Source organism: Micromonospora auratinigra, from assembly GCF_900089595.1.
In the GTDB taxonomy this organism is placed as follows: Bacteria; Actinomycetota; Actinomycetes; order Mycobacteriales; family Micromonosporaceae; genus Micromonospora; species Micromonospora auratinigra.
This window is the reverse complement of record NZ_LT594323.1, coordinates 3,548,053-3,569,706: the sequence shown is the minus strand read 5'-3', so window position 1 is coordinate 3,569,706 and position 21,654 is coordinate 3,548,053. Positions and strand designations below refer to the sequence as shown.

Genomic DNA, 21,654 nt, shown 5'->3' with positions numbered 1-21,654 from the left:
CCGGCCCAGCAGGGCGACGATCGGTAGGGTGGTGATCATGCGGGTCGACGCGCGAGGTCTGACGTTCGAGGTACGCACCGGCGGCCCCGAGGACGGCGAACCCGTCCTGCTGCTGCACGGCTTCCCGCAGCACGGCGGGGAGTGGGACGACCTGGTGCCCGCGCTGCACGCCGCCGGGCTGCGCACGTACGCGCCGGACCAGCGGGGCTACTCGCCGGGCGCCCGGCCGGCGGCGGTCGAGGCGTACCGGATCCCGGAGCTGGTGGCGGACGCTGTCGGCCTGCTCGACGCGCTCGGGGTGAGCAGCGCGCACCTGGTCGGTCACGACTGGGGGGCGATCGTGGCCTGGGGCCTGGCGGCGGCCCACCCGGAGCGGGTGCGCACCCTCACCGCCGTCTCGGTGCCGCACCCGGCGGCGATGGCGCACGCCCTCGCCACCGACCCGCAGCAGAAGGCCCGCTCCTCCTACATCGCCCTGTTCCGCAAGCCGGGCAAGGCGGAGAAGGTGCTGCTGGCGCTGCGCGCCACCGCGCTGCGGCGGATGCTCTCCGGGGTCGGCGACGCCGCCCGGGTAGCGCGCTACGCCGACCCGATGCGCGAGCCGGACGCGCTGACCGCCGCGCTCAACTGGTACCGGGCGATGAGCGGGTCGGACATGAAGGCGGTCGGGCCGGTGGGCGTGCCGACCACCTTCGTCTGGAGCGACAAGGACATCGCGATCGGCCGTACCGCCGCCGAGGCGTGCGCGGCGCACGTCACCGGCGACTACCGGTTCGTCGAACTCGGCGGGGTCACGCACTGGATCCCGGACGAGGCGCCCGGCCCGCTGGCCGAGGCGATCCGCGCCCGGATCGGCCGGTGACCGCGACCGCCGCGCCGGCCCGGCCGCACACCCGTGCGTCGCTCGGCGCCCAGCTGCGCACCCTCGGCGTACGCCCCGGCGGGACCGTGCTGGTGCACGCTCGCCTGCGCGGGCTGGGTTTCCTCTGCGGCGGGCCGGAGGCGGTGCTGGGCGCCCTGCGCGACGTGCTCGGCCCGGACGGCACCCTGGTGGTGCCGACCCACACCCCGGAGAACAGCGACCCGGCGGGCTGGAGCAACCCGCCGGTGCCCGAGGACTGGTGGCCGGTGATCCGGGCCGAGCTGCCCGGCTTCGACCCGGCGGTCACCCCGAGCCGGTTCATGGGCGCCTTCGCCGAGCTGGTCCGCACCTGGCCGGGCGCCCGGCGCAGCGACCACCCGCAGGTGTCGTTCGCCGCGCTCGGGCCGGCCGCCGAGCGGATCCTCGCCGGCCACGCCCGGGCCGACATGCTGGGCGAGGGTTCCCCACTGGCCCGGCTCTACGACCTCGACGCCGACGTGCTGCTGCTCGGCGTGGACCACGGCCGCAACACCTCGCTGCACCTGGCCGAGTACCGGCAGCCCGGGCCGCCCCGGCACCGGCTGGGGGGCGCGGTGCGGACCGCTGACGGCGGCCGGGAGTGGGCCTGGTGGGACGACGTGGACCTGGACGAGAGCGACTTCGCCCGCCTCGGCACCGACCTGGAGGCCACCGGCGTCGTCCGGCTCGGGCCGGTCGGGGACGGTACGGGCCGCCTGGTGCGGCAGCGGGCGGCGGTGGACTTCGCGGTGCCGTGGCTGGCCCGCAACCGACGGACGGAGGATGCATGAGCGTGAGTGCCGAGGCGTACCTGGCGGAGGTGACCGCGACGATCGGCCGGGTGGCCGCCGCCCAACGGGAGAACGTGGACCGGGCGGCCGGCCTGATCGCCGACGCGCTGCGCGCCGACGGGGTGGTGCACGCGTTCGGCACCGGGCACTCGGAGGCGCTGGCGATGGAGATCGCCGGGCGGGCCGGCGGGCTGGTCCCCACCAACCGGATCGCCCTGCGCGACCTAGTGCTGTACGGCGGTGAGCCGCCCCAGGTGCTCGGCCCGAAGCTGGAGCGGGAGCCGGCCGTGGCGCACCGCCTCTACGAGCTGGCCCCGGTCCGGCCGCAGGACGTCTTCGTGCTCGCCTCCAACTCGGGGGTGAACGGCGCGATGGTGGAGTTCGCCTCGATCGTGAAGGAGCGGGGGCACGGGCTGGTGGCGATCACCTCCGTCGCGCACTCGGCCCGGATGACCTCGCGCCACCCGTCCGGACGCAAGCTCGCCGACTTCGCCGACGTGGTGCTCGACAACGGCGCCCCGTACGGCGACGCCACCCTGCCGCTGCCCGGTGGCGGCGCGGTCGGCGCGGTCTCCTCGATCACCGCGGCGCTGCTGGCCCAGCAGATCGTGGCGGAGGTGGTGGCCCGGCTGGTGGCGGCGGGGGAGCGCCCGCCGGTCTACCTGTCGGCCAACATCACCGGCGGTGACGAGCACAACGCCGAACTGGAGGCCCGGTACGCCGGCCGGATCCGCCGGGGCGCCTGAGCCGGTTTCACGAACCGACGTACCGGGCACTGGCGTTGCTGCCGACGGAGTTCTCTCCGCCGGCAGTACCGTCTTCCCCCGGAGGTAGTGCGTGTCGAAGGAATCCGAGAAGCAGCGCTGGCAGCGCAACTTCGCCGACCTGCTCCAGGAACTGCGAGTCGCGCAGACCGGCGTGCAGATCCTCTTCGCCTTCCTGCTCACCCTGCCGTTCAGCAACGGTTTCGGCCGCACCAGCGGGTTCCAGAAGGACGTCTACATCGTCGCGTTGCTCGCCGCCGCCGCGTCGGCCGCGATGATCATCTCGCCGGTCGCCTTCCACCGGGCGCTGTTCCGCCAGGGCCGAAAGCCGGAGCTGGTCCGCTTCGCCCACCGGATGGCCACCGGCGGCCTGGCCTTCATGCTGATCTCGATGGTCAGCGCGGTGCTGCTGGTCACCGACTTCGTGCTGAACCGGGAGGTCGCGCTGATCCTCAGTGGGGCCACCGCGCTGTGGTTCCTCACCTTCTGGGCGTTCCTGCCATTCGCCCGGCGCAACTGGGGCGAGGACGACATCGACGACGACGATGACGACCCGCAGGTGCTGAACGGCGACTGAGCGGCGACGGTCTGCGCCAAATCGGACGTGCGCGCGACGCTACCCCTGGGTAACACCCGGGGGTAGCGTCGTTTTCGTCGAGCGCGTCGACGCAGCCGGACCGAGGTCCCCAGGAGGCAGCCGTGACCACGACACAGAACAGCCGACCCGACCCCGCGAGCGCCGGCGGCCCCACCGGCCGGGTGGCCCCGAAGGACGACTCCGGCCCGTCGGCCGCCGGCTCGGACGGGGCGGGGCCGCTGCCCGCCGAGGCCGGCCAGGTCTCCGAGAAGGAGGCCCGCCAGGTCGCCGAGGCGGCCCGCGAGGCGGCCTGGGACCGGCCCAGTTTCGGCAAGGAACTCTTCCTCGGCCGGTTCCGGCTCGACCTGATCGACCCCTGGCCACGCGCCGACCCGGATCACGTGGCCCGTGCCGAGGAGTTCCTCGGCACCTTCCGCGAGTATCTGAGCAGCGAAGTGGACGGCGCGGCGATCGAGCGGGACGCCCGCATTCCGGACGAGGTGTTCCACGGGCTGGCCCGGCTCGGCGCGTTCGGCATGAAGATCGACCGCAAGTACGGCGGGCTCGGGCTGAGCAACCTGCACTACTGCCGGGCGCTGATGCTCGCCGGCTCGGTGAACCCGGCGATCGGCGCGCTGCTCTCCGCGCACCAGTCGATCGGCGTGCCGCAGCCGCTGAAGATGTTCGGCACCCCCGAGCAGAAGCAGCGTTTCCTGCCCCGGCTGGCCGGCGGCGAGGTCTCCGCGTTCCTGCTCACCGAGCCGGACGTCGGCTCCGACCCGGCCCGGCTCGCCACCACCGCCGAGCCCACCTCCGACGGCACCGGCTACCGGCTCAACGGGGTGAAGCTCTGGGCCACCAACGGCACGGTCGCCACCCTGCTGGTGGTGATGGCCCGGGTGCCGGCCGCCGAGGGGCGACGCGGCGGGATCACCGCCTTCGTGGTCGAGGGCGACAGCGAGGGGATCACCGTCGAGCGCCGCAACGCCTTCGTCGGCCTGCGCGGCCTGGAGAACAGCCTCACCCGCTTCCACGACGTCTTCGTGCCGAAGGAGAACGTCATCGGTGGCGAGGGCAAGGGGTTGAAGATCGCGCTGACCACGTTGAACACCGGGCGGCTCTCGCTGCCGGCGATGTGCGTCGGGGCGGGCAAGTGGTCGCTCAACGTGGCCCGCGAGTGGGCCGCCGACCGGGTCCAGTGGGGCCGGCCGGTCGGCGAGCACGAGGCGGTCGCCAAGAAGTTGGCCTTCATCGCCGCCACCACGTACGGCATGGAGAGCATGCTCGACCTCTGCTGCCTGCTGGCCGACGACGACCGCAACGACATCCGTATCGAGGCCGCCCTGGTGAAGCTCTACGCCAGCGAGATGGCCTGGAAGATCGCCGACGAGATGATCCAGATCCGGGGCGGCCGGGGCTACGAGACGGCCGAGTCGCTGGCCGCCCGGGGCGAGCGGCCGGTCGCCGCCGAGCAGATCCTGCGTGACCTGCGGATCAACCGGATCTTCGAGGGCTCCACCGAGATCATGCACCTGCTGATCGCCCGGGAGGCGGTCGACGCGCACCTGTCGGTGGCCGGCGACATCATCGACCCGGACGCCGGGCTGGGCCGCAAGGCGAAGGCCGGGGCCCGGGCCGGCGCCTTCTACGCCCGGTGGCTGCCCACCCTCGCCGTCGGCAAGGGCCAGGCGCCGGGGTCGTTCCACGGGTTCGGCCCGCTCGCCGGGCACCTGCGGCACGTGGAGCAGACCTCCCGCAAGCTGGCCCGGTCCACCTTCTACGCGATGTCGCGCTGGCAGGGGAAGATGGAGCGCAAGCAGGCGTTCCTCGGCCGGGTGGTGGACATCGGCGCGGAACTGTTCGCGATGTCCGCGGTCTGCGTCCGGGCCACCGCCGAGCGGGACACCCACCCGGAGAACGTCGAGCTGGCCGACCTGTTCTGCCGGCAGGCCCGGCTGCGGATCGACGAGCTGTTCACCGGGCTCTGGTCCAACACCGACTCCGTCGACGTGGCCGCCGCGAAGCGGATCCTCGCCGGCCGGTACGCCGCCCTGGAGGAGGGGGTGCTGACCCCGCCGGCCGACCAGCCGTTGGTGGCCCGCTGGCAGCCCGGCCCGTCCACCGCCGAGGACGTCCGTCGCCGCATCCCGCCCGCGCAGTGACCGGTCGGGCCCCCGCCACGCCGGCGGGGGCCCGGCACCGGGTCAGCCGCGGGCGACCGCCCAGGCGATCACGGCGGCCAGGATCAGGCCGTTCAGGCCGGCCAGCACCAGGTACGCGGCCGGCGGGATCCGGCGCCCCTTACGGACGAAGCTCACCAGGACACCCGCGTACACCAGCAGCAGCACGGCGACGGCGATCAGGAAGTACAGCACCGGCACACCCTATCGGCCGGGCTTCAGCCCCAGTCCGCGCAGCTCCAGCGCGGCGAGTTCGTTCACGGTCCGTTCGTCGCCGCGCCGCCACGCCTCGGCCACGTCGGGCGCGATCCGGGCCAGCTTGCCCAGCGGCTGCCCGGCGAGCGCGCGCAGCGCCAGCAGGTCCCGGCCGGCCGGCGCGGTCGCCAGCGCCTTCGCCGAGCCGGCCCGGCGCATCCAGCGCACCCGCAGCGGCAGCCAGCCGAAGAGCACCAGGCCGAGCGGGAACACCAGCACCGCGAGGCTCAGCGCCAGGGCCAGCTGGCCGACCAGCTCCTGCTGGTCGCGGCCCGCCTCGGCGACCGAGCGGGCGGCCTCGGCGGCCCGCTTGAACGGGGTGGTCAGCTCGTCGCCGACCAGCGGCACCCGGCCCACCTTGCCGCCGGCCTCGGCCAGGTTGTCGGCGAGGCCACCGCCGGCCCCCTCCAGCTTCTGCCCCGGTACGGCGAGCTTCTCGACCAGGTCGTGCAGCCAGAGCGCGAAGCGGATCGACGCGTACACCCAGGCGACCACGAGCAGATCGGTGAGGAGCTGGCGGAGCGCGGTCGGGAAACGATCAGCGTAGATCTTCACGCCGGACAGCGTGCCACGCCCCGCCCGCCCCGGCACGCCGGGAACGGCCCGGCCTCAGCCGGCGCAGGTCGGGCAGGTGCCGAAGATCTCCAGGGTGTGGCTCACCTCGGCGTACCCGTGCTCGGCGGCGACCCGCTCGGCCCAGCTCTCCACCGCCGGCCCGGCCACCTCGACGGTCCGGCCGCAGACGCGGCAGACCAGGTGGTGGTGGTGCCCCTCGCTGCACCGCCGGTAGAGGTGCTCGCCGCCCGGCGGGCGCATCACGTCGATCTCGCCGGCGTCGGCGAGCCCCTGCAACGTGCGGTAGACGGTGGTGAGGCCGACCCGTTCGCCGCGCTGGCGCAGCATCGCGTGCAGGTCCTGCGCGCTGTGGAAACCCTCGACCTCGGCCAGCAGTGCACCGACCGCGCTGCGCTGGCGGGTGTTGCGAAGCACCTGCTCGCTCATGCGGGCCCCTCCCCGGCGTGGCTGACCGCGTCCGCCACGATGTGCGCGACGTGCTCGTCCACCAGCGCGTACGCGATCTCCCGGCCGCGCCGGGAGCCACGGACCACGCCCGCGCCGCGCAGCACCCGCAGGTGCTGCGAGACCAGCGGCTGCGGGGCGCCGAGCTTCTCCACCAGTTCGTGCACGCACCGCTCACCGGCGCCCAGCTCGCTGACGATCGCCAGCCGGATCGGCGCCGACAGCGCGCGCAGCAGATCTCCGGCGCCTTCGAAGGCGTCGTACCCGTTGGTGGCGGTCACCCCGTAACGGTAACCAATGCCGACTGCGCCCGGCCCGGGGTGGCTCACCGGAACGCGACCTCGTGCTCCGGCGGCTCGACCACCGGCTCGACGGCGGGACCGTTGGCCGGGCGGGACCGCCGGCGCAGCGCCCGCCACCCGGCGGTGGCCAGCGCGACCACCAGGAACGAGGCGATCGCCAGCAGCACCACCGAGGCGCCCGGCGCGGTGTCGGCGGTGGCCGCCACGACCACGCCCGCGCCCGCGGCGAAGAGCCCGAGTGCCATCGCCGCCGCCATGGTGCTCCGGAAGCCCCGGGTCACCTGCTGCGCGGTCGCCACCGGCACCACCATCAGCGCGCTGATCAGCAGCACCCCGACGGCCCGCATGGCGATCGTCACGGTGACCGCGGTGGTCACCGCGAGCAGCAGGTTCAGCGCCCGCACCGGCAGGCCGGAGACCCGCGCGTACTCCTCGTCGTGGCAGACCGCGAAGAGCGCCGGGCGCAGCACCAGCATGCTGACCAGGATGGCCACGCCGAGCACCAGGATGGTGGTCAGGTCGGCCGCCGACGTGGTGGTCAGCGACCCGAAGAGGTACGAGTTGAGCGAGGCGCTGCTGGCGTCGGAGAGGCCGACCAGCATCACGCCGCCGGCGATCCCGCCGTAGAAGAGCAGCGCCAGGGCCAGGTCGCCCGAGGTGCGCCCGCGCGCGCGGACCAGTTCGATCACGATCGCGCCCAGCGTGGCGGCGAGCACCGCCACCAGCACCGGGGAGCGGTTGAGCAGCAGCCCGGCGCCGACGCCGGTGAGCGCCACGTGCCCGATCCCGTCGCCGATCAACGCCAGCCGCCGCTGCACCAGGTAGATGCCGAGCGCCGGGGCGGCCAGCCCGATGACCAGCGCGCCGACCAGGGCGCGCAGCATGAAGTCGTACTGGAAGAGGTCCATCAGATGCTCCTCCAGAGCCCGGCGGGCTCCTCGTCGCAGTGCGGGTGCACGTGCTCGTGGTCGGGGTCGGCGTGGTGGCCGGCCGGCTCCGGCACCGCCCCGTCGTGGGCGATGCCGCCGTGGTGGACGACGATCGCGCGGCTGATCAGCGGGCGCAGCGGGCCCAGCTCGTGGGCGACCAGCAGCACCGTGCCGCCCTCGGCGACGAAGCCGCGCAGCGCCCCGGCGAACGCCTCCTGGCTGGCCGCGTCGACCCCGGCGGTCGGCTCGTCCAGCACCAGCAGCTCCGGCCGGCCGGCCAGGGCCCGGGCGATCAGGGTGCGCTGCTGCTGGCCGCCGGAGAGGGTGGCCACCGGGTCGGCGGCCCGGTCGGCCAGCCCGACGGCGCGCAGCGCGGCGTCGACCGCCTCCCGGTCGGCCCGCCCCGCCGGGCGGAGCACGCCCCGCCGGGCCAGCCGCCCGGACGCCACCACCTCGCCCACGGTGGCCGGTACGCCGCTGCCGGCACCGAGGCGCTGCGGGACGTACCCGATGCGGTGCCACTGCCGGAAGCGGCGCTGCGGGGTGCCGAAGAGGGTGACCGACCCGGCGCCCAGCGGGACGAGGCCGAGCACGGCCCGGATCAGGGTGGACTTGCCGGAGCCGTTGGCCCCGAGCACGGCGACCACCTCACCGGCGGTCACGGTCAGCGAGACGTCGCGCAGCACCGGCCGGGCGTCGTAGCCGACGGCGGCGTGCGCGACCTGGATCACGGAGTCGGTCATGAGCAGTCCAAGGCGGTCCGCAGGGTCTGGAGGTTGGTACGCATCGCCGACAGGTAGTCCCCGTCGGCCGGGCGGCCCTCGAGCGGGTCGAGCACGGCGGTGCGCGCCCCGACCTCGCGGGCCACGGTCTCGGCCACCTTCGGGCTGACCAGCGTCTCGAAGAAGATCGTGCCGGCGGCGTGCTCCCGGGCCTCCCGCGCCACCTCGGCGAGGCGCTGCGGGGAGGGTTCACCCTCCGGGCTCAGCCCGGTGATGCCGACCTGTTCGAGTCGGTAGCGGGCGGTCAGGTAGCCGAAGGCGGTGTGGCTGGTGACGATCTCCCGGCGCTGGCAGGTCGCCAGGCCGCGGGTGTACTCGGCGTCGAGCCCGTCCAGCTCCGTGTGCAGCGCCTTCGCCCGGGCGGCGAAGTCGGCGGCCCGGTCCGGGTCGACCCGGCCGAGCCGCTCGGCGAGCCGGTCGCCGACGGTGGCCAGCCGGGTCGGGTCGAGCCAGAGGTGCGGGTCCTTGCCGCCGTGCTCCGCCTCGTGCCCGGCCTCGCCCTCGTGTTCGTGCCCGCCCTCGGTGGCGTCCCGCAGCGGCTGCACGCCGGCCACGTCGAAGGCCCGGTCGTTGCCGTTCTGCGCGACGGCCTCGTCCACCGCCGGCTGGAAGCCGCCGAGGTAGACGATCAGCTCCGCGTCGGCGACCTGCCCGACCTGGCGCGGGTGCAGCTCCAGGTCGTGCGGCTCGGCACCGGGCTTGACCAGGTTGGTGACGGTGACGGCGTCTCCGCCGATCCGCTCGGCGAGGAACTGGAGCGGGTAGAAGGCGGCGACCACGTCGACCCGGCCCGGGTCGCTCCCGCTCCCGTCGCCGCCGGAGCAGGCCGCGACGCCGCCCAGGGTGAGCAGGGCGGCGGTGGCGGCGAGGGCACGGCGGACGGTCATGAGGTCAACTGTCCGCGACAACGAAATTGATTGTCAAAAACGCATGCTTGCATGTCAGCGCCGCGCGGGGCGCTCAGAGCAGCTTGGCCAGCGCCACCGTGATCAACAGGGTGAGCATCACCAGGCGCAGCACCCGGCTGGCGGGCCGCTGGACCGGCCAGGTGAGCGCCATCAACCACACCAGCCCCACCGCCAACAGCAGCAGCACCGCGCCGCCGGCCGGGCCGGGCGCGAAGAGCGCCACCAGGACCAGGACCAACGTGGCCAGGAACACCGTGGTCGGGTTGAGCCGGGCCAGCCGGGCCAGCAGGGGACTCTGCGTACGCTGCATCCCACAGACTCTACGAGGAGGATCCGGGTGCTGGTCACCAACCGGTTCGTGGTCGACGCCGACGTGGCGGCGGAATTCACCGAACGGGCGCACGCCGCGCTGGCCGCGCTCGCCGCCCGCCCCGGCTACCTGCGCGGCGAGCTGATCCGGGCGCTCGACGACCCGGGCCACTGGTGCCTGCTCACCGAGTGGGAGTCGGTCGGGGCGTACCGGCGGGCGCTCGGCGGCTTCGACGTCAAGGTCACCGCCGTGCCGCTGCTGGCCCAGTCGCTCGACGAGCCGTCCGCGTACGAGACGCTCGCCAGTGCCGCGCCACAGGGCGAGATCGTCGTCGTCGCCAGTGATCGGGCCGCAGGTCCTTACCGCTGAGGCGCGGCGCACTACGCTCTGCCGTATGACCGCTCCCGGCCCGGCCGTCCCACCCCCGTCATCCGTGCCGTCCGGCGACCCGGCGGTACCCGGCCCGCCCTCCGCCCCGTCCGGCGGCCCGGGTGCGCCTGAGGTGCCGCCCGCCGGCGTGCCGGGCCCGCCCCCCGCGTCCGGCGTGCCCACGCCGCCCGCCGGGCCCGGCGTCGCCCCGCCGTTCGCCGCCCCGCCGACCGAGGGGCGCAACGCCCGGCTCTGGCTCGGTCTCGGCGTCGGGGCGCTCGCCGTGCTGCTCTGCTGCGGCGGGGGTGGCGCGGCCGTCGTCGGGCTGGCCGTGAGCAACGTGCAGGCCGTCGAGGAGCAGGGGCGGGCCGTCACCGACGACTACTACCAGGCCCTGGTCGCCAAGGACTGGTCCAAGGCGTACGACCAGCTCTGCGACGACGCCCGCCGCCGCGAGTCCCGCCGGGAGTTCGAGCAGCGGGTGGCCACCGAGCCCCAGATCAGCGGCTACCGGGTCGGCCAGGTCGACACCCGGTCGCTGACCGTGCCGGTGGACGTCACCCTGGCCGGCGGCAAGCGGGAGGGGCAGACCGTCACCCTCGCGCCCGACCAGCAGACGGGCGGCATGGAGGTCTGCGGGGTGAGCTGACCCGGCCCCGGTATTCTGCTGGGCTCGGGCCGCCGGTGGTCGTACCGTTGTCCCGAACCGTCCGGTTCCATCCACACTGCCCCCGCCGACCGCCAGCCGGCGTAGGAGGAAACATGCCAGCCGACCGTATCGACGCCGTCGTCAGCCTCGCCAAGCGCCGAGGCTTCGTCTTCCCCTCCAGCGAGATCTACGGGGGCACCCGGTCGGCCTGGGACTACGGTCCGCTCGGCGTCGAGCTCAAGGAGAACGTCCGCCGGCAGTGGTGGAAGACCATGGTCCAGCAGCGCGACGACGTCGTGGGCCTGGACTCCGCGGTGATCCTGGCCCGTAAGGTCTGGGAGGCCAGCGGCCACATCGCCGAGTTCGTCGACCCGCTGACCGAGTGCCAGTCGTGCCACAAGCGGTTCCGGGCCGACCATCTGGAAGAGGCGTACGAGGCCAAGCACGGCAAGCCGCTGACCTCGCTGACCGAGCTGAACTGCCCCAACTGCGGCAACAAGGGCACCTTCACCGAGCCGAAGATGTTCAACGGCCTGATGAAGACCTACCTGGGCCCGGTGGAGAGCGACGAGGGCATGCACTACCTGCGCCCGGAGACCGCGCAGGGCATCTTCGTCAACTACAAGAACGTGGAGACGGTCGCCCGCAAGAAGCCGCCGTTCGGCATCGCGCAGACCGGTAAGTCGTTCCGCAACGAGATCACCCCGGGCAACTTCATCTTCCGGACCCGCGAGTTCGAGCAGATGGAGATGGAGTTCTTCGTCGAGCCGGGCACCGACGAGAAGTGGCACGAGTACTGGCTCCAGGAGCGCTGGAACTGGTACGTCGACCTGGGCCTGACCGAGGGGAACCTGCGCTTCTACGAGCACCCCAAGGAGAAGCTCTCGCACTACTCGAAGCGCACCGTCGACATCGAGTACAAGTTCCAGTTCGGCGGCACCGACTTCGCCGAGCTGGAGGGCATCGCCAACCGTACCGACTTCGACCTGTCGACGCACAGCAAGCACTCCGGCGTCGACCTGTCGTACTTCGACCAGGGCAAGGGCGAGCGCTGGATGCCGTACGTGATCGAGCCGGCCGCCGGCCTGACCCGCGCGGTGCTCGCCTTCCTGCTGGAGGCGTACGACGAGGACGAGGCGCCCAACACCAAGGGCGGCGTCGACAAGCGCACGGTGATGCGCTTCGACCCGCGGCTGGCCCCGGTCAAGGTGGCGGTGCTGCCGCTGTCCCGCAACGAGGCGCTCTCGCCGAAGGCCAAGCAGCTCGCCGCCGACCTGCGCAAGCGCTGGGTGGTCGAGTTCGACGACTCGCAGGCCATCGGCCGCCGCTACCGCCGGCAGGACGAGATCGGCACGCCGTTCTGCGTCACCGTCGACTTCGACACCCTCGACGACAACGCGGTCACCGTGCGGAACCGGGACACCATGGCCCAGGAGCGGATCTCCCTGGACCAGGTGGAGCGCTACCTGATCGAGCGCCTGCCCGGCTGCTGAGCACCCCGCCGAGGGCCTGACCACACCCGGTCGGGCCCTCGTCGCGTTCAGGCCGGGGTGTAGACGGCCAGCTTCAGTCCGGGCGCCTCGGTGGGGTGCAAGGTCGTGTACGCGTACTCCCGGGTGCCCCGCCGCGGGTGGTGCAGCGTCTTGCGGCCGCCGCCCCCCTGGTCGATGTCGTGCCGGTCCCACCACCCGGCGAACTCCGGGCTGGCCGCCCGCAGCCGGCTGGTGAGCTCGGCGAACCCGGGATCGCCCGGGTGCAGGTCGTGCGCCACCCGGAACTTCGCCAGCAGCCGCCGGGCGTCGTCGGCCCAGCCGGTGCCGAAGAGCCGCCGGGCGTCCGCCGTCAGGAAGAGGTAGACCAGGCTGTTCCGGTCCGCCGGGGACAGCCCGACCAGGCCGGGGAAGAGGTCGGCCGCCGCGGCGTTCCAGGCCAGCAGGTCCCACCTCCGACCGGTGACGTACGCGGGCTGGGCCAGGCTGTCCAGCAGCCGCCGGACGCCGTCGGGCACGGTCTCCGGGGCGGACGGGGGTCGCTCCCGCTGACCGGCCAGCGCCCGCAGGTGCGCGTGTTCCGCCGGGTCGAGCCGGAGCGCGTCGGCCAGCGCCTCGACGGTGGCGTCCGACGGGCTGACGTCCCGGCCCTGCTCCAACCGCACGTACCAGTCGATGCCGATGCCGGCCAGCTCGGCGACCTCCTCCCGGCGCAGGCCGGGGGTGCGGCGTCGGCCCCGGTCGGGCAGCCCGACCGCCGCCGGGCTCAGCCGGGCACGGCGGGACCGCAGGAACTCGCCCAACCCGCTGCGCGGCCGCTCCACCATGCTCTCCTCCTCGCTCCCGGGTGGTACCCGCCGGTCCCAGGACAGCTCCGGTCCTGAATCCGGCCCGCCCCGCCGGCACACGATGGGCGGGTCACGTCCACCGGCCCGACAGGAGTCGATCCGATCATGCGCGCCGCGGTACTCACCGAGTTCGGCACACCCCTGACCGTCCAGCAGTTGCCCGACCCCGTGCTCGGCACGGGCGAGGTCGTCGTCGACGTCGTGGCGGCCGGTGTGCTGCCGTACACCGCCGAGGTCCTCAGCGGCGAGCGCGGGTACGCCCTCACCCTGCCGGTGGTGCCGGGCGCCGGCGCGGTCGGCCGGGTCCGCGCCGTCGGCCCCGACGCTACCCGGCTCCGGGTGGGCGACTGGGTCTCCGTCGACCCGACCGTACGCTCCCGCGACGGTGGCCTCACCCCGGACATCACCCTTCAGGGGCTCAGCGGCCGGGGCGAGGGCGGGCTCCGGTTGCAGCGCCACGTCGGCCACGGCTCCTTCGCCGAGCAGGTCCTGGCGCCCACCGAGAACGTGCACCCGCTGGGCCCGATCGAGGACGCCGAGGCGGGCCGATGGTGTGCGCTGCGGATCTGCCTGGTGCCCTACGGGGGCCTCCTCGCCGCCGACCTGCGCCCCGGGGAGACGGTCCTGGTGAGCGGGGCCACCGGCACCTTCGGCAGCGCCGGCGTGGCGGTCGCGCTCGCCATGGGGGCACGCTGCGTCGTCGCCCCCGGCCGGGACGAGCGGATGCTGGCGGAGCTGCGCGACCGGTTCGGGGCCCGGGTGCGTACCGTGCGGCTCTCCGGCGACGAGGACGTCGACCGGCGGCAGTTGGTCGAGGCGGCGCCCGGGCCGGTCGACCTGGTGCTCGACCTGTTGCCCCCGGCGGCCCCGGTCTCCGCCGTCCGGGCGGCCGCCATGACGGTCCGTGAGCACGGTCGGGTCGTCCTGATGGGTGGGGTGGGCATGCTCGGCGGCGACGACCTGGCGCTGCCGTACCCGTGGCTGATGCGCAACAGCGTCACCGTGCGGGGGCGGTGGATGTACCCGCCGGAGGCGAATGCCAGCCTGATCAACCTGGTCCGCGCCGGCCTGCTCGACCTGGCCGGCTTCGAGGTGACCGAGTTCGGGCTGGACGCGGTGAACCGGGCGGTGGCGCACGCCGCGCAGGCCGGGGGCCGGTTCCGGCTCACCGTCGTCCGACCGTGAGCCGGCACCCTCCGTACACTTGTCCGGTGACCGTTCCGACCCTGCCCGCCCTGCGCCCGCTCACCCTCGGCCCGCACCAGGTCTGGCCGCCGGTGGTGCTCGCGCCGATGGCCGGGATCACCAACGTCGGCTTCCGCCGGCTCTGCCGGGAGCAGGGCGGCGGCATCTACGTCTGCGAGATGATCACCACCCGGGCGCTGGTCGAGCGGAACCCGAAGACGCTGCGGATGATCGCGTTCGGGGCCGAGGAGCAGCCGCGCAGCCTCCAGCTCTACGGCACCGACCCGGAGATCACCGCCGCCGCCGTGCGGATCGTGGTCGAGCGGGACCTCGCCGACCACATCGACCTGAACTTCGGCTGCCCGGTCCCCAAGGTCACCCGGCGCGGCGGCGGGTCGGCCCTGCCGTGGCGGCGCCGGCTCTTCGCCCGCCTGGTCAAGGCCGCGGTGGCCGCCGCCGCACCCGCCGGGGTGCCGGTCACCGTCAAGATGCGCAAGGGCATCGACGACGACCACCTGACGTACGTCGAGGCCGGGCTGGCCGCGCAGGAGGCCGGGGTCGCGGCGGTCGCCCTGCACGGGCGTACGGCCGCCCAGCGTTACTCGGGCACCGCCGACTGGGACGCCATCGGCACCCTCAAGCAGGCGCTCGACGTGCCGGTGCTGGGTAACGGCGACATCTGGGAGGCCGACGACGCGCTGCGGATGGTCGCGCACACCGGCGTCGACGGCGTGGTGATCGGGCGCGGCTGCCTGGGCCGGCCGTGGCTCTTCGCCGACCTGGAGGCCGCCTTCAACGGCCGCCCCGAGCGGCGGCTGCCCACCCTCGGCGAGGTGGCGGTGACCATGCGCCGGCACGCGGAGCTGCTGGTCGACCAGTTCGTCGCCGGCGCCCGCAACCCGGCCCGGGGCGAGCGGGACGGCTGCACCGACTTCCGCAAGCACGTCGCCTGGTACCTCAAGGGCTTCCCGATCGGCAGCGAGCTGCGCCGTTCCCTGGCGATGATCGACAGCCTGGCGCAGCTCGACGACCTGCTCGGCAAGCTCGACCCGACCGTGCCGTTCCCGGTCGAGAACCTGGGCCAGCCGCGCGGGCGGACCAACTCCCCGGGCAAGGTCTTCCTGCCCGACGGCTGGCTGGCCAGCCGGGACGACGACACGGTGCCCGACGGTGCCGAGCTGGACGACTCCGGCGGCTGAGTACGCCGAAAGGGCCCGACCCCGTCAGGGGTCGGGCCCTTTCGCTGTCTCGCGGGATCGTCAGGAGGCGGAGTAGCCGCGGGTGGCGATCCAGTCGGCGAGGTTGTCGACGGTGATGCGGTAGGAGGCGGTGTCGGGGTTGGCGGAGTCGGCGATGGTGACGGTGTGGCCGTTGTCCTGGTAGCCGACGACGCTGATGTAGTGGCCGCCCTCGAAGCTGTGGGTGGTGCCGTCGGTGTCGGTGGTGGTGCCGGCGATGTTGGCGACTACGGCGCGGCCGTCGTCGATGGTGCGGACGATGTCGGTGCGCAGGCGCTCGGTCTGCTTGTCGTCGGCCTTGCTGTCCTTGATCTCGACGGAGCGGTAGTGCTTGCCGGTTTCCTTGTTGAGGACGGGGGTGATGTCGTTGATGCTGTTGGTGCCGTTCTCGGTGGTGCCCATTTCCTTGGCCATGGCGTCGACGTCGATGTTCTTGCCGAGCACGGACAGGGCGTTGCGGGTGGCGGCGGGGCCGCAGTAGTAGAAGTTCGGCTGGGCCTCGTAGTCGACCTTCAGCTCGCGCTCGCCGTGGCCCTTGCGGTCGGTGCTGACCTGCGTGGTCTTCTCGGCGGGGGCGGCGTGCGCGGCGATGGCCGGGCCGGCGATTCCACCGGCGGTGGCGGCGAAGCCGGCAGCGGTCAGGACGGTCTTGCGCAGCAGCGTGGTAGCCATGATGAAGCCTTTCGTCCGGGGGTTGCGCGGCACCCGCGACAGGGGGGTGCGGTGGTGCCGCGGAAGGGGGGAAGTCTGGGTGGGCCCGGCGATCACTCAGGTGACCTGCTCAGGCGGCCCGGGGGTGTAACGACCGGCGGCGGGGAGTCATTCCCTCTGCGCTCGCCGGGTGGGGGTGGTGCGGTCCCGGGGGTGCCGGCCGGTGGCCTGGTCCTCGGGGTTCCGGGGGTGTAACGACGGCGGGTGGCCGGTCATTCCGACCGGGGCCTCACCCGGCCCGGAAGGCTCGGGGTACCGCGCGGTCTGCCATGTTCAACGACCCCGCCCCGGTCATGATTCCGCCTGGTGAGTGGCCCCGCCCACGCCCCGACGCCCCGCCCGCCGCGCCACCCGCCCGAACCGGACATCCACCCCATCCGTCCCGCTGGCGGAGGGGACATCTCGCCCATCCCGGCGCGGCCGTCATCGACGTGACGCTCGGCTACACATCGCCGCGACGGACTTTCGTGGTGAGTGGAACGCCATGTACGTGTCCCGGCCCCGGACAGGTGCATGGTGTTCCACCGACGGGCGTCCGCCGGCCGGGGTTAGGGGGTGTCGGCGGGGATGGTGGCGGAGCGCGGGGTGGGCACGGTGAGCGCGGTGGGGACAGTGGGCCAGGGGACGTCGGGGGAGGGGTGGAAGGTGATGCCGGCGGTGGTCCAGCGCGGGCCGTGGCCGGCCAACCGGACGCGGAACGCGTCCCAGTCGTGCGTCGAGCGGGGTGACCAGCCCAGTTCGGCGAGGGCGGGCAGGCGGGGGAAGAGCATGAACTCCACCTCGTCGGCCGTGGTGACCGACTCCGTCCAGAGCGGCGCCTCCACGCCCAGCACGGCGTCGGCCGGTACGTCGGTCAGGTGCGTACCGGGATCCCAGTCGTACGCCCGGCGCACGTCGATCAGGCCGGCCCAGTCGTGTCCGATCGGGGTGTCCGGGGCGTACTTCATGTCCAGGTAGGCGCGGTTGCCGGGGGAGAGGATGACGCGGGCGCCCCGGCGTACCGCCTCGGCGGTCTCGGGGTCGTCGCCGTTGGTGCCCCACCACTGGAGCACCCGCCCGTCGAGGTGGCCGGCCGGGGCGAGCTGGTGCCAGCCGACCACGGTCTTCCCGGTCGCGGCGACGATGCGCTGCGCCCGCTCCACGAAACCGGTGTAGGTCGCGCCCTTGACCTTGAACGCCTCGTCACCGCCGAGGTGCAGCCAGGGACCGGGGGTCAGCGCGGCCACCTCGCCGATCACGTCGGCGACGAAGTCGTACGTCCGCTCGTCGGTGGGGTCGACGTAGCTGAAGCCGACCTCGGTGCCGGTGTAGGGCGGCGGCGCGACCTTGCCCGGCGCCAGCTCGGGGTACGCGACCAGGGCCGCGTTGGTGTGTCCGGGCAGGTCGATCTCGGGCACCACGGTGACGTGCCGGCGGGCGGCGTGGTCGACGATCCGGGCGTAGTCGGCCTTCGTGTACCACCCGCCCGGGCCGCCGCCGACCTCGGTCGCCCCGCCCACCTCGGCGAGCCGGGGCCAGGCGTCGACGGCGATCCGCCAGCCCTGGTCGTCGGTGAGGTGCAGGTGCAGGTGGTTGAGCTTGTAACGGGCCAGATGGTCGACCACCCGCAGCACGTCCTCGACGGAAAAGAAGTGCCGGGCCACGTCGAGCATCGCCCCCCGGTACGGGAAGCGCGGCCGGTCGAGGACGGTGCCGCCGGGCAGTGCCCAGCGCTCGGCGACCGGGGCGGCGCTCTCGATGGCCGGCGGGAACAGCTGTCGCAGTGTCTGCGCGCCATGGAACAGTCCGGCCGGGGTGGCCGCGACGATCCGCACGCCGTCGCCGGTCACGTCGAGCCGGTAGCCCTCGTCGCCGAGGTCCTCGCCGCCGGGCCGCCCCGCGCCACCGCCGGCCGCCGCGCCACCGGAGGCCGCGCCGGGATCGACGGCCGCTCCGGGGGCGGACGCCGTGCCGGTGGCCCTCGTCGCGCCGGTGGCAGACACCGGGCCGGGGGCGGACGTCGCGGCGGGGGCGGACGCGCTGGACAGGGTCAGCGCCAATAGTCCGTCGGGGCCCTCCGCCGTGTCGGTGACCGGCAGGGGGTAGCCGGTGGCCGGGCGCAGCCAGCCGGCGAGTTGCTCGGCGACGTCACGGCCGGCGGGGCTCACCCGCAGCGCCGCGTCCGCGGGCAGCAGGAAGTCGGCCGTGGGGTCGGGGGTGACCTGCTCGGGGGCGGGCACCACGTCGCCCAGCCGGACCGGGGCCGGCGGGGTGAGCAGGTCGTCGGCCTGCCGGGTGGCGAGCCGGGCCAGCTCGGTGGCGGCCGGCCGGTGGGCGGGGAGACCGGGCGGGTCGTGCGGCTCGGGACCGGTCGCGGACGGGGCGGCGGGGATGGTCGACACGGGCGGCTGCTCCGGGGGGTGTATTCGCGTGGGATATGGCAAAGGTCAGGTTCAGCGAAACCAGTGCCGTCAACAGTACGAGGGGAATCGGAATTGCGTGATCGTGCGCGTGGAAGCGCTCCCGAAAACCGGTACGGACGCGGATAGTGGGGACGGTTGTGCCGATTGTCACCGAACGGTCCCAGCCCCTGCGAAGTTCGCTTAACCTTCGCCCACCGATCGCTGACGTGCCGGGATTACCGGTGGTCGCTCCCGGGGTATGTCCGAACTGAACCTTCGTTAAGTGTCAATGGCGCGCGTGGGAGGCTCTGGTGGCAGCGCAAGGAACGGTCGAGCACAAGTACGTCTACGACTTCGCCGAGGGCAACAAGGATCTCAAGGACCTGCTCGGTGGCAAGGGGGCCAACCTGGCCGAGATGACCAATCTCGGTCTCCCGGTCCCACCCGGCTTCACCATCACCACCGAGGCCTGCAAGGCGTACCTGACGACCGGCCACGAGCCGGACGGCCTGGCCGACCAGATCGCGGCCCACCTGGACGCCCTGGAGCGGGAGATGGGCCGCAAGCTGGGCGACCCCGGCGACCCGCTGCTGGTCTCCGTCCGCTCCGGCGCCAAGTTCTCCATGCCCGGCATGATGGAGACCGTCCTCAACGTCGGCCTCAACGACCGCAGCGTCGAAGGACTCGCACGACAGGCGGGCGACAGGGCTGACTCGGCCGCCTCCGGCGGCGCAGACAGATTCGCCTGGGACTCGTACCGCCGGCTGATCCAGATGTTCGGCAAGACCGTCTGCGAGGTGCCGGGCGAGGAGTTCGAGCACGCGCTCGACGAGGCCAAGCGCGCCAAGGGCACCCACAACGACCTCGACCTGGACGCCGACGACCTGCGCGGGCTGGTCGACGCGTACAAGCAGATCTTCGCCAAGCACACCGGGCGGGAGTTCCCGCAGGAGCCGCGCGAGCAGCTCGACCTGGCCATCCGGGCCGTCTTCGAGTCGTGGAACGCCGAACGCGCGGTGGTCTACCGCCGGCAGGAGCGGATCCCGGCCGACCTGGGCACCGCGGTCAACGTGGTCGCCATGGTCTTCGGCAACCTCGGCTCCGACTCCGGCACCGGGGTGGCCTTCACCCGGGACCCGGGCAGCGGCGCGCAGGGCATCTACGGCGACTACCTGGCCAACGCCCAGGGCGAGGACGTGGTGGCCGGCATCCGCAACACCGTGCCGTTGCAGGAGCTGGAGCAGCTCGACAAGAAGTCGTACGACGAGTTGCTCGGCTACATGGCGCGGCTGGAGGAGCACTACAAGGACCTCTGCGACATCGAGTTCACCATCGAGCGCGGCAAGCTCTGGATGCTCCAGACCCGGGTCGGCAAGCGCACCGCGGCGGCCGCCTTCGTGATCGCCGGGCAGCTCGTCGACGAGGGCCTGATCGACCTGGACGAGGCGTTGCACCGGGTCAACGGCGCGCAGCTCGCCCAGCTGATGTTCCCGCGCTTCCAGCTCGACCACGAGTTCCAGCCGGTCGCCAAGGGCATCGGCGCCTCGCCCGGCGCCGCCTCCGGCAAGGTGGTCTTCACCTCCGCCCGGGCCGTCGAGCTGGCCGCCGAGGGCGAGTCGGTGATCCTGGTCCGCCGGGAGACCAACCCCGACGACCTGAACGGCATGATCGCCGCCCAGGGCATCCTCACCTCGCGCGGCGGCAAGACCAGCCACGCCGCCGTGGTGGCCCGGGGCATGGGCAAGACCTGCGTCTCCGGCGCCGACGAGCTGGAGGTGAACGTCCCGGCGAAGAAGTTCACCGTCGGCGACCGGGTGGTCAACGAGGGCGACGTCGTCTCCATCGACGGCACCACCGGCAAGGTCTACCTCGGCGAGGTGCCGGTCATGCCGTCCGAGGTGGTGCAGTACTTCGAGGGCGAGCTGCACCCGGAGCGCACCGACGACGCGCTGGTCCGGGCCGTACACCGGATCATGACGCACGCCGACACCGCGCGGCGGCTGCGGGTCCGCACGAACGCCGACACCGGGGCGGACGCGGCGCGGGCGCGCCGGTTCGGCGCCGAGGGCATCGGCCTGTGCCGCACCGAGCACATGTTCCTCGGCGACCGGCGCGAGCTGGTCGAGCGGCTGATCCTGGCGTCCACCGACCGCGAGCGGGAGGACGCCCTCGCGGCGCTGCTGCCGTTGCAGCGCGAGGACTTCGTCGAGATCTTCCGGGAGATGGACGGGCTGCCGGTCACCGTCCGGCTGATCGACCCGCCGCTGCACGAGTTCCTGCCTCCGCTGGAGCAGCTCGCGGTCAACGTGGCGGTCGCCCAGGAGCGCGGCGAGGACGTGGCCAAGGAGGAGGCGCTGCTCTCCGCCGTACGGCGGATGCACGAGGAGAACCCGATGCTGGGCCTGCGCGGCGTCCGGCTCGGCCTGGTCATCCCGGGCCTGTTCGCCATGCAGGTCCGCGCGATCGCCGAGGCCGCCGTCGCGGTCGTCCGGGCCGGCGGGGCCGCCTGCCCGGAGATCATGGTCCCGCTGGTCGGCGCGGTGCAGGAGCTGGAGACGGTACGCACCGAGGCCGAGAAGATCATCGCCGAGGTGGTCGGGGACAGCGGCGTCGAGGTGCTGATCGGCACCATGATCGAGGTGCCCCGGGCCGCGCTGACCGCCGGGCAGATCGCCGAGGCCGCCCAGTTCTTCTCCTTCGGCACCAACGACCTGACCCAGATGGGCTGGGGTTTCTCCCGCGACGACGTCGAGGGCGCGTTCTTCTGGCGCTACCTGGAACTGGGCATCTTCGGCATCTCGCCGTTCGAGTCGATCGACCGGGACGGCGTCGGCCGGCTGGTCCGGATCGCCGCCGAGGAGGGCCGGGCGGCCCGGCCCGGGCTGAAGCTCGGCGTCTGCGGTGAGCACGGCGGCGACCCCGACTCGGTGCACTTCTTCCACGAGGTGGGCCTGGACTACGTCTCCTGCTCGCCGTTCCGGGTGCCGGTGGCCCGGCTGGAGGCGGGTCGCGCGGCGATCACCACCAGCGGCTCCGACTCCCGCTGATCCGCGACACCCACGGGGTCGCCGGCGCACCCGCCGGC

Annotated in this window: 22 protein-coding genes; 11 read left to right on the top strand and 11 right to left on the bottom strand. The window is 73.5% G+C overall.

What is annotated here, in order from left to right; genetic code table 11:
• Positions 1-37: 37 nt before the first annotated feature.
• From GA0070611_RS15750 to GA0070611_RS15730, 5 genes are all read left to right on the top strand, one after another.
• Positions 38-862, top strand: coding sequence for an alpha/beta fold hydrolase (locus GA0070611_RS15750; protein WP_091672990.1), 825 nt, complete (start codon positions 38-40; stop codon positions 860-862).
• Positions 859-1,671, top strand: coding sequence for an aminoglycoside N(3)-acetyltransferase (locus GA0070611_RS15745; RefSeq protein WP_091664845.1), 813 nt, complete (start codon positions 859-861; stop codon positions 1,669-1,671). Before GA0070611_RS15750 ends, GA0070611_RS15745 begins: the two co-directional genes overlap by 4 nt.
• Positions 1,668-2,417: a sugar isomerase domain-containing protein gene (locus tag GA0070611_RS15740; RefSeq protein ID WP_091664842.1), complete on the top strand. Its 750-nt coding sequence runs from the start codon at positions 1,668-1,670 to the stop codon at positions 2,415-2,417. Before GA0070611_RS15745 ends, GA0070611_RS15740 begins: the two co-directional genes overlap by 4 nt.
• Before the next feature lie 91 nt (positions 2,418-2,508).
• On the top strand, positions 2,509-3,012 hold the full coding sequence (locus GA0070611_RS15735) for a DUF6328 family protein (RefSeq protein ID WP_091664839.1): 504 nt from the start codon (positions 2,509-2,511) through the stop codon (positions 3,010-3,012).
• 122 nt (positions 3,013-3,134) lie between these two features.
• Entirely contained in the window at positions 3,135-5,174 is a 2,040-nt protein-coding gene (locus GA0070611_RS15730) for an acyl-CoA dehydrogenase family protein (protein ID WP_407940374.1), read from the top strand.
• Between the two features lie 42 nt (positions 5,175-5,216).
• On the opposite strand, the gene GA0070611_RS31325 is transcribed toward GA0070611_RS15730, so the two are convergent.
• The 8 genes from GA0070611_RS31325 to GA0070611_RS15695 all read right to left on the bottom strand — a co-directional run bounded on the left by GA0070611_RS31325 (position 5,217) and on the right by GA0070611_RS15695 (position 9,698).
• A complete protein-coding gene (locus GA0070611_RS31325) occupies positions 5,217-5,387 on the bottom strand; it encodes a hypothetical protein (RefSeq protein WP_167604434.1) in 171 nt (56 codons plus the stop codon).
• 9 nt (positions 5,388-5,396) lie between these two features.
• Complete coding sequence (locus tag GA0070611_RS15725) at positions 5,397-6,002, bottom strand: hypothetical protein (protein ID WP_091664827.1); 606 nt, start codon at positions 6,000-6,002, stop codon at positions 5,397-5,399.
• A 54-nt stretch (positions 6,003-6,056) separates the two neighbouring features.
• Positions 6,057-6,449, bottom strand: a complete 393-nt coding sequence (locus GA0070611_RS15720; protein WP_091664824.1) for a Fur family transcriptional regulator — start codon at positions 6,447-6,449, stop codon at positions 6,057-6,059.
• Positions 6,446-6,748: an ArsR/SmtB family transcription factor gene (locus tag GA0070611_RS15715; RefSeq protein WP_091664822.1), complete on the bottom strand. Its 303-nt coding sequence runs from the start codon at positions 6,746-6,748 to the stop codon at positions 6,446-6,448. Before GA0070611_RS15715 ends, GA0070611_RS15720 begins: the two co-directional genes overlap by 4 nt.
• Positions 6,749-6,792: 44 nt before the next feature.
• Positions 6,793-7,677, bottom strand: a complete 885-nt coding sequence (locus GA0070611_RS15710) for a metal ABC transporter permease (RefSeq protein WP_091664820.1) — start codon at positions 7,675-7,677, stop codon at positions 6,793-6,795.
• Positions 7,677-8,441: a metal ABC transporter ATP-binding protein gene (locus GA0070611_RS15705; protein WP_091664818.1), complete on the bottom strand. Its 765-nt coding sequence runs from the start codon at positions 8,439-8,441 to the stop codon at positions 7,677-7,679. The genes GA0070611_RS15710 and GA0070611_RS15705 overlap by 1 nt, the downstream gene beginning before the upstream one ends.
• A complete protein-coding gene (locus GA0070611_RS15700) occupies positions 8,438-9,367 on the bottom strand; it encodes a metal ABC transporter substrate-binding protein (RefSeq protein ID WP_091664815.1) in 930 nt (309 codons plus the stop codon). The genes GA0070611_RS15705 and GA0070611_RS15700 overlap by 4 nt, the downstream gene beginning before the upstream one ends.
• 73 nt (positions 9,368-9,440) lie before the next feature.
• On the bottom strand, positions 9,441-9,698 hold the full coding sequence (locus GA0070611_RS15695; protein ID WP_091664813.1) for a DUF6703 family protein: 258 nt from the start codon (positions 9,696-9,698) through the stop codon (positions 9,441-9,443).
• A gap of 27 nt (positions 9,699-9,725) precedes the next feature.
• Here GA0070611_RS15695 and GA0070611_RS15690 point away from each other — a divergent pair, with 27 nt between their 5' ends.
• The 3 genes from GA0070611_RS15690 to GA0070611_RS15680 all read left to right on the top strand — a co-directional run bounded on the left by GA0070611_RS15690 (position 9,726) and on the right by GA0070611_RS15680 (position 12,209).
• A complete protein-coding gene (locus tag GA0070611_RS15690) occupies positions 9,726-10,067 on the top strand; it encodes an antibiotic biosynthesis monooxygenase family protein (RefSeq protein WP_091664811.1) in 342 nt (113 codons plus the stop codon).
• Positions 10,068-10,242: 175 nt separating this feature from the next.
• Positions 10,243-10,716, top strand: a complete 474-nt coding sequence (locus tag GA0070611_RS15685; RefSeq protein WP_091672984.1) for an Rv0361 family membrane protein — start codon at positions 10,243-10,245, stop codon at positions 10,714-10,716.
• A 113-nt stretch (positions 10,717-10,829) separates the two neighbouring features.
• Entirely contained in the window at positions 10,830-12,209 is a 1,380-nt protein-coding gene (locus GA0070611_RS15680) for a glycine--tRNA ligase (RefSeq protein ID WP_091664809.1), read from the top strand.
• Positions 12,210-12,256: 47 nt separating this feature from the next.
• Here the strand turns inward: GA0070611_RS15680 and GA0070611_RS15675 are convergent, their stop codons facing one another.
• Positions 12,257-13,033: a helix-turn-helix transcriptional regulator gene (locus GA0070611_RS15675; RefSeq protein ID WP_091664806.1), complete on the bottom strand. Its 777-nt coding sequence runs from the start codon at positions 13,031-13,033 to the stop codon at positions 12,257-12,259.
• Between the two features lie 126 nt (positions 13,034-13,159).
• Here GA0070611_RS15675 and GA0070611_RS15670 point away from each other — a divergent pair, with 126 nt between their 5' ends.
• Both GA0070611_RS15670 and dusB read left to right on the top strand, forming a co-directional pair.
• Positions 13,160-14,239, top strand: coding sequence for an alcohol dehydrogenase catalytic domain-containing protein (locus GA0070611_RS15670; protein WP_091664803.1), 1,080 nt, complete (start codon positions 13,160-13,162; stop codon positions 14,237-14,239).
• Positions 14,240-14,265: 26 nt separating this feature from the next.
• The gene (gene dusB, locus GA0070611_RS15665) at positions 14,266-15,438 is read left to right on the top strand and encodes a tRNA dihydrouridine synthase DusB (protein ID WP_091664800.1); all 1,173 of its coding nucleotides are present in this window, start codon (positions 14,266-14,268) and stop codon (positions 15,436-15,438) included.
• A 60-nt stretch (positions 15,439-15,498) separates the two neighbouring features.
• On the opposite strand, the gene GA0070611_RS15660 is transcribed toward dusB, so the two are convergent.
• Positions 15,499-16,149 carry a C39 family peptidase gene (locus tag GA0070611_RS15660; protein ID WP_091664798.1) on the bottom strand — a complete coding sequence of 217 codons (651 nt, stop codon included), beginning with the start codon at positions 16,147-16,149 and terminating at the stop codon, positions 15,499-15,501.
• Between the two features lie 587 nt (positions 16,150-16,736).
• Positions 16,737-18,569, bottom strand: coding sequence for a family 20 glycosylhydrolase (locus GA0070611_RS15655; protein WP_197675716.1), 1,833 nt, complete (start codon positions 18,567-18,569; stop codon positions 16,737-16,739).
• 311 nt (positions 18,570-18,880) lie between these two features.
• Here GA0070611_RS15655 and ppdK point away from each other — a divergent pair, with 311 nt between their 5' ends.
• On the top strand, positions 18,881-21,616 hold the full coding sequence (gene ppdK / locus GA0070611_RS15650) for a pyruvate, phosphate dikinase (protein WP_091664794.1): 2,736 nt from the start codon (positions 18,881-18,883) through the stop codon (positions 21,614-21,616).
• Positions 21,617-21,654 lie beyond the last annotated feature (38 nt).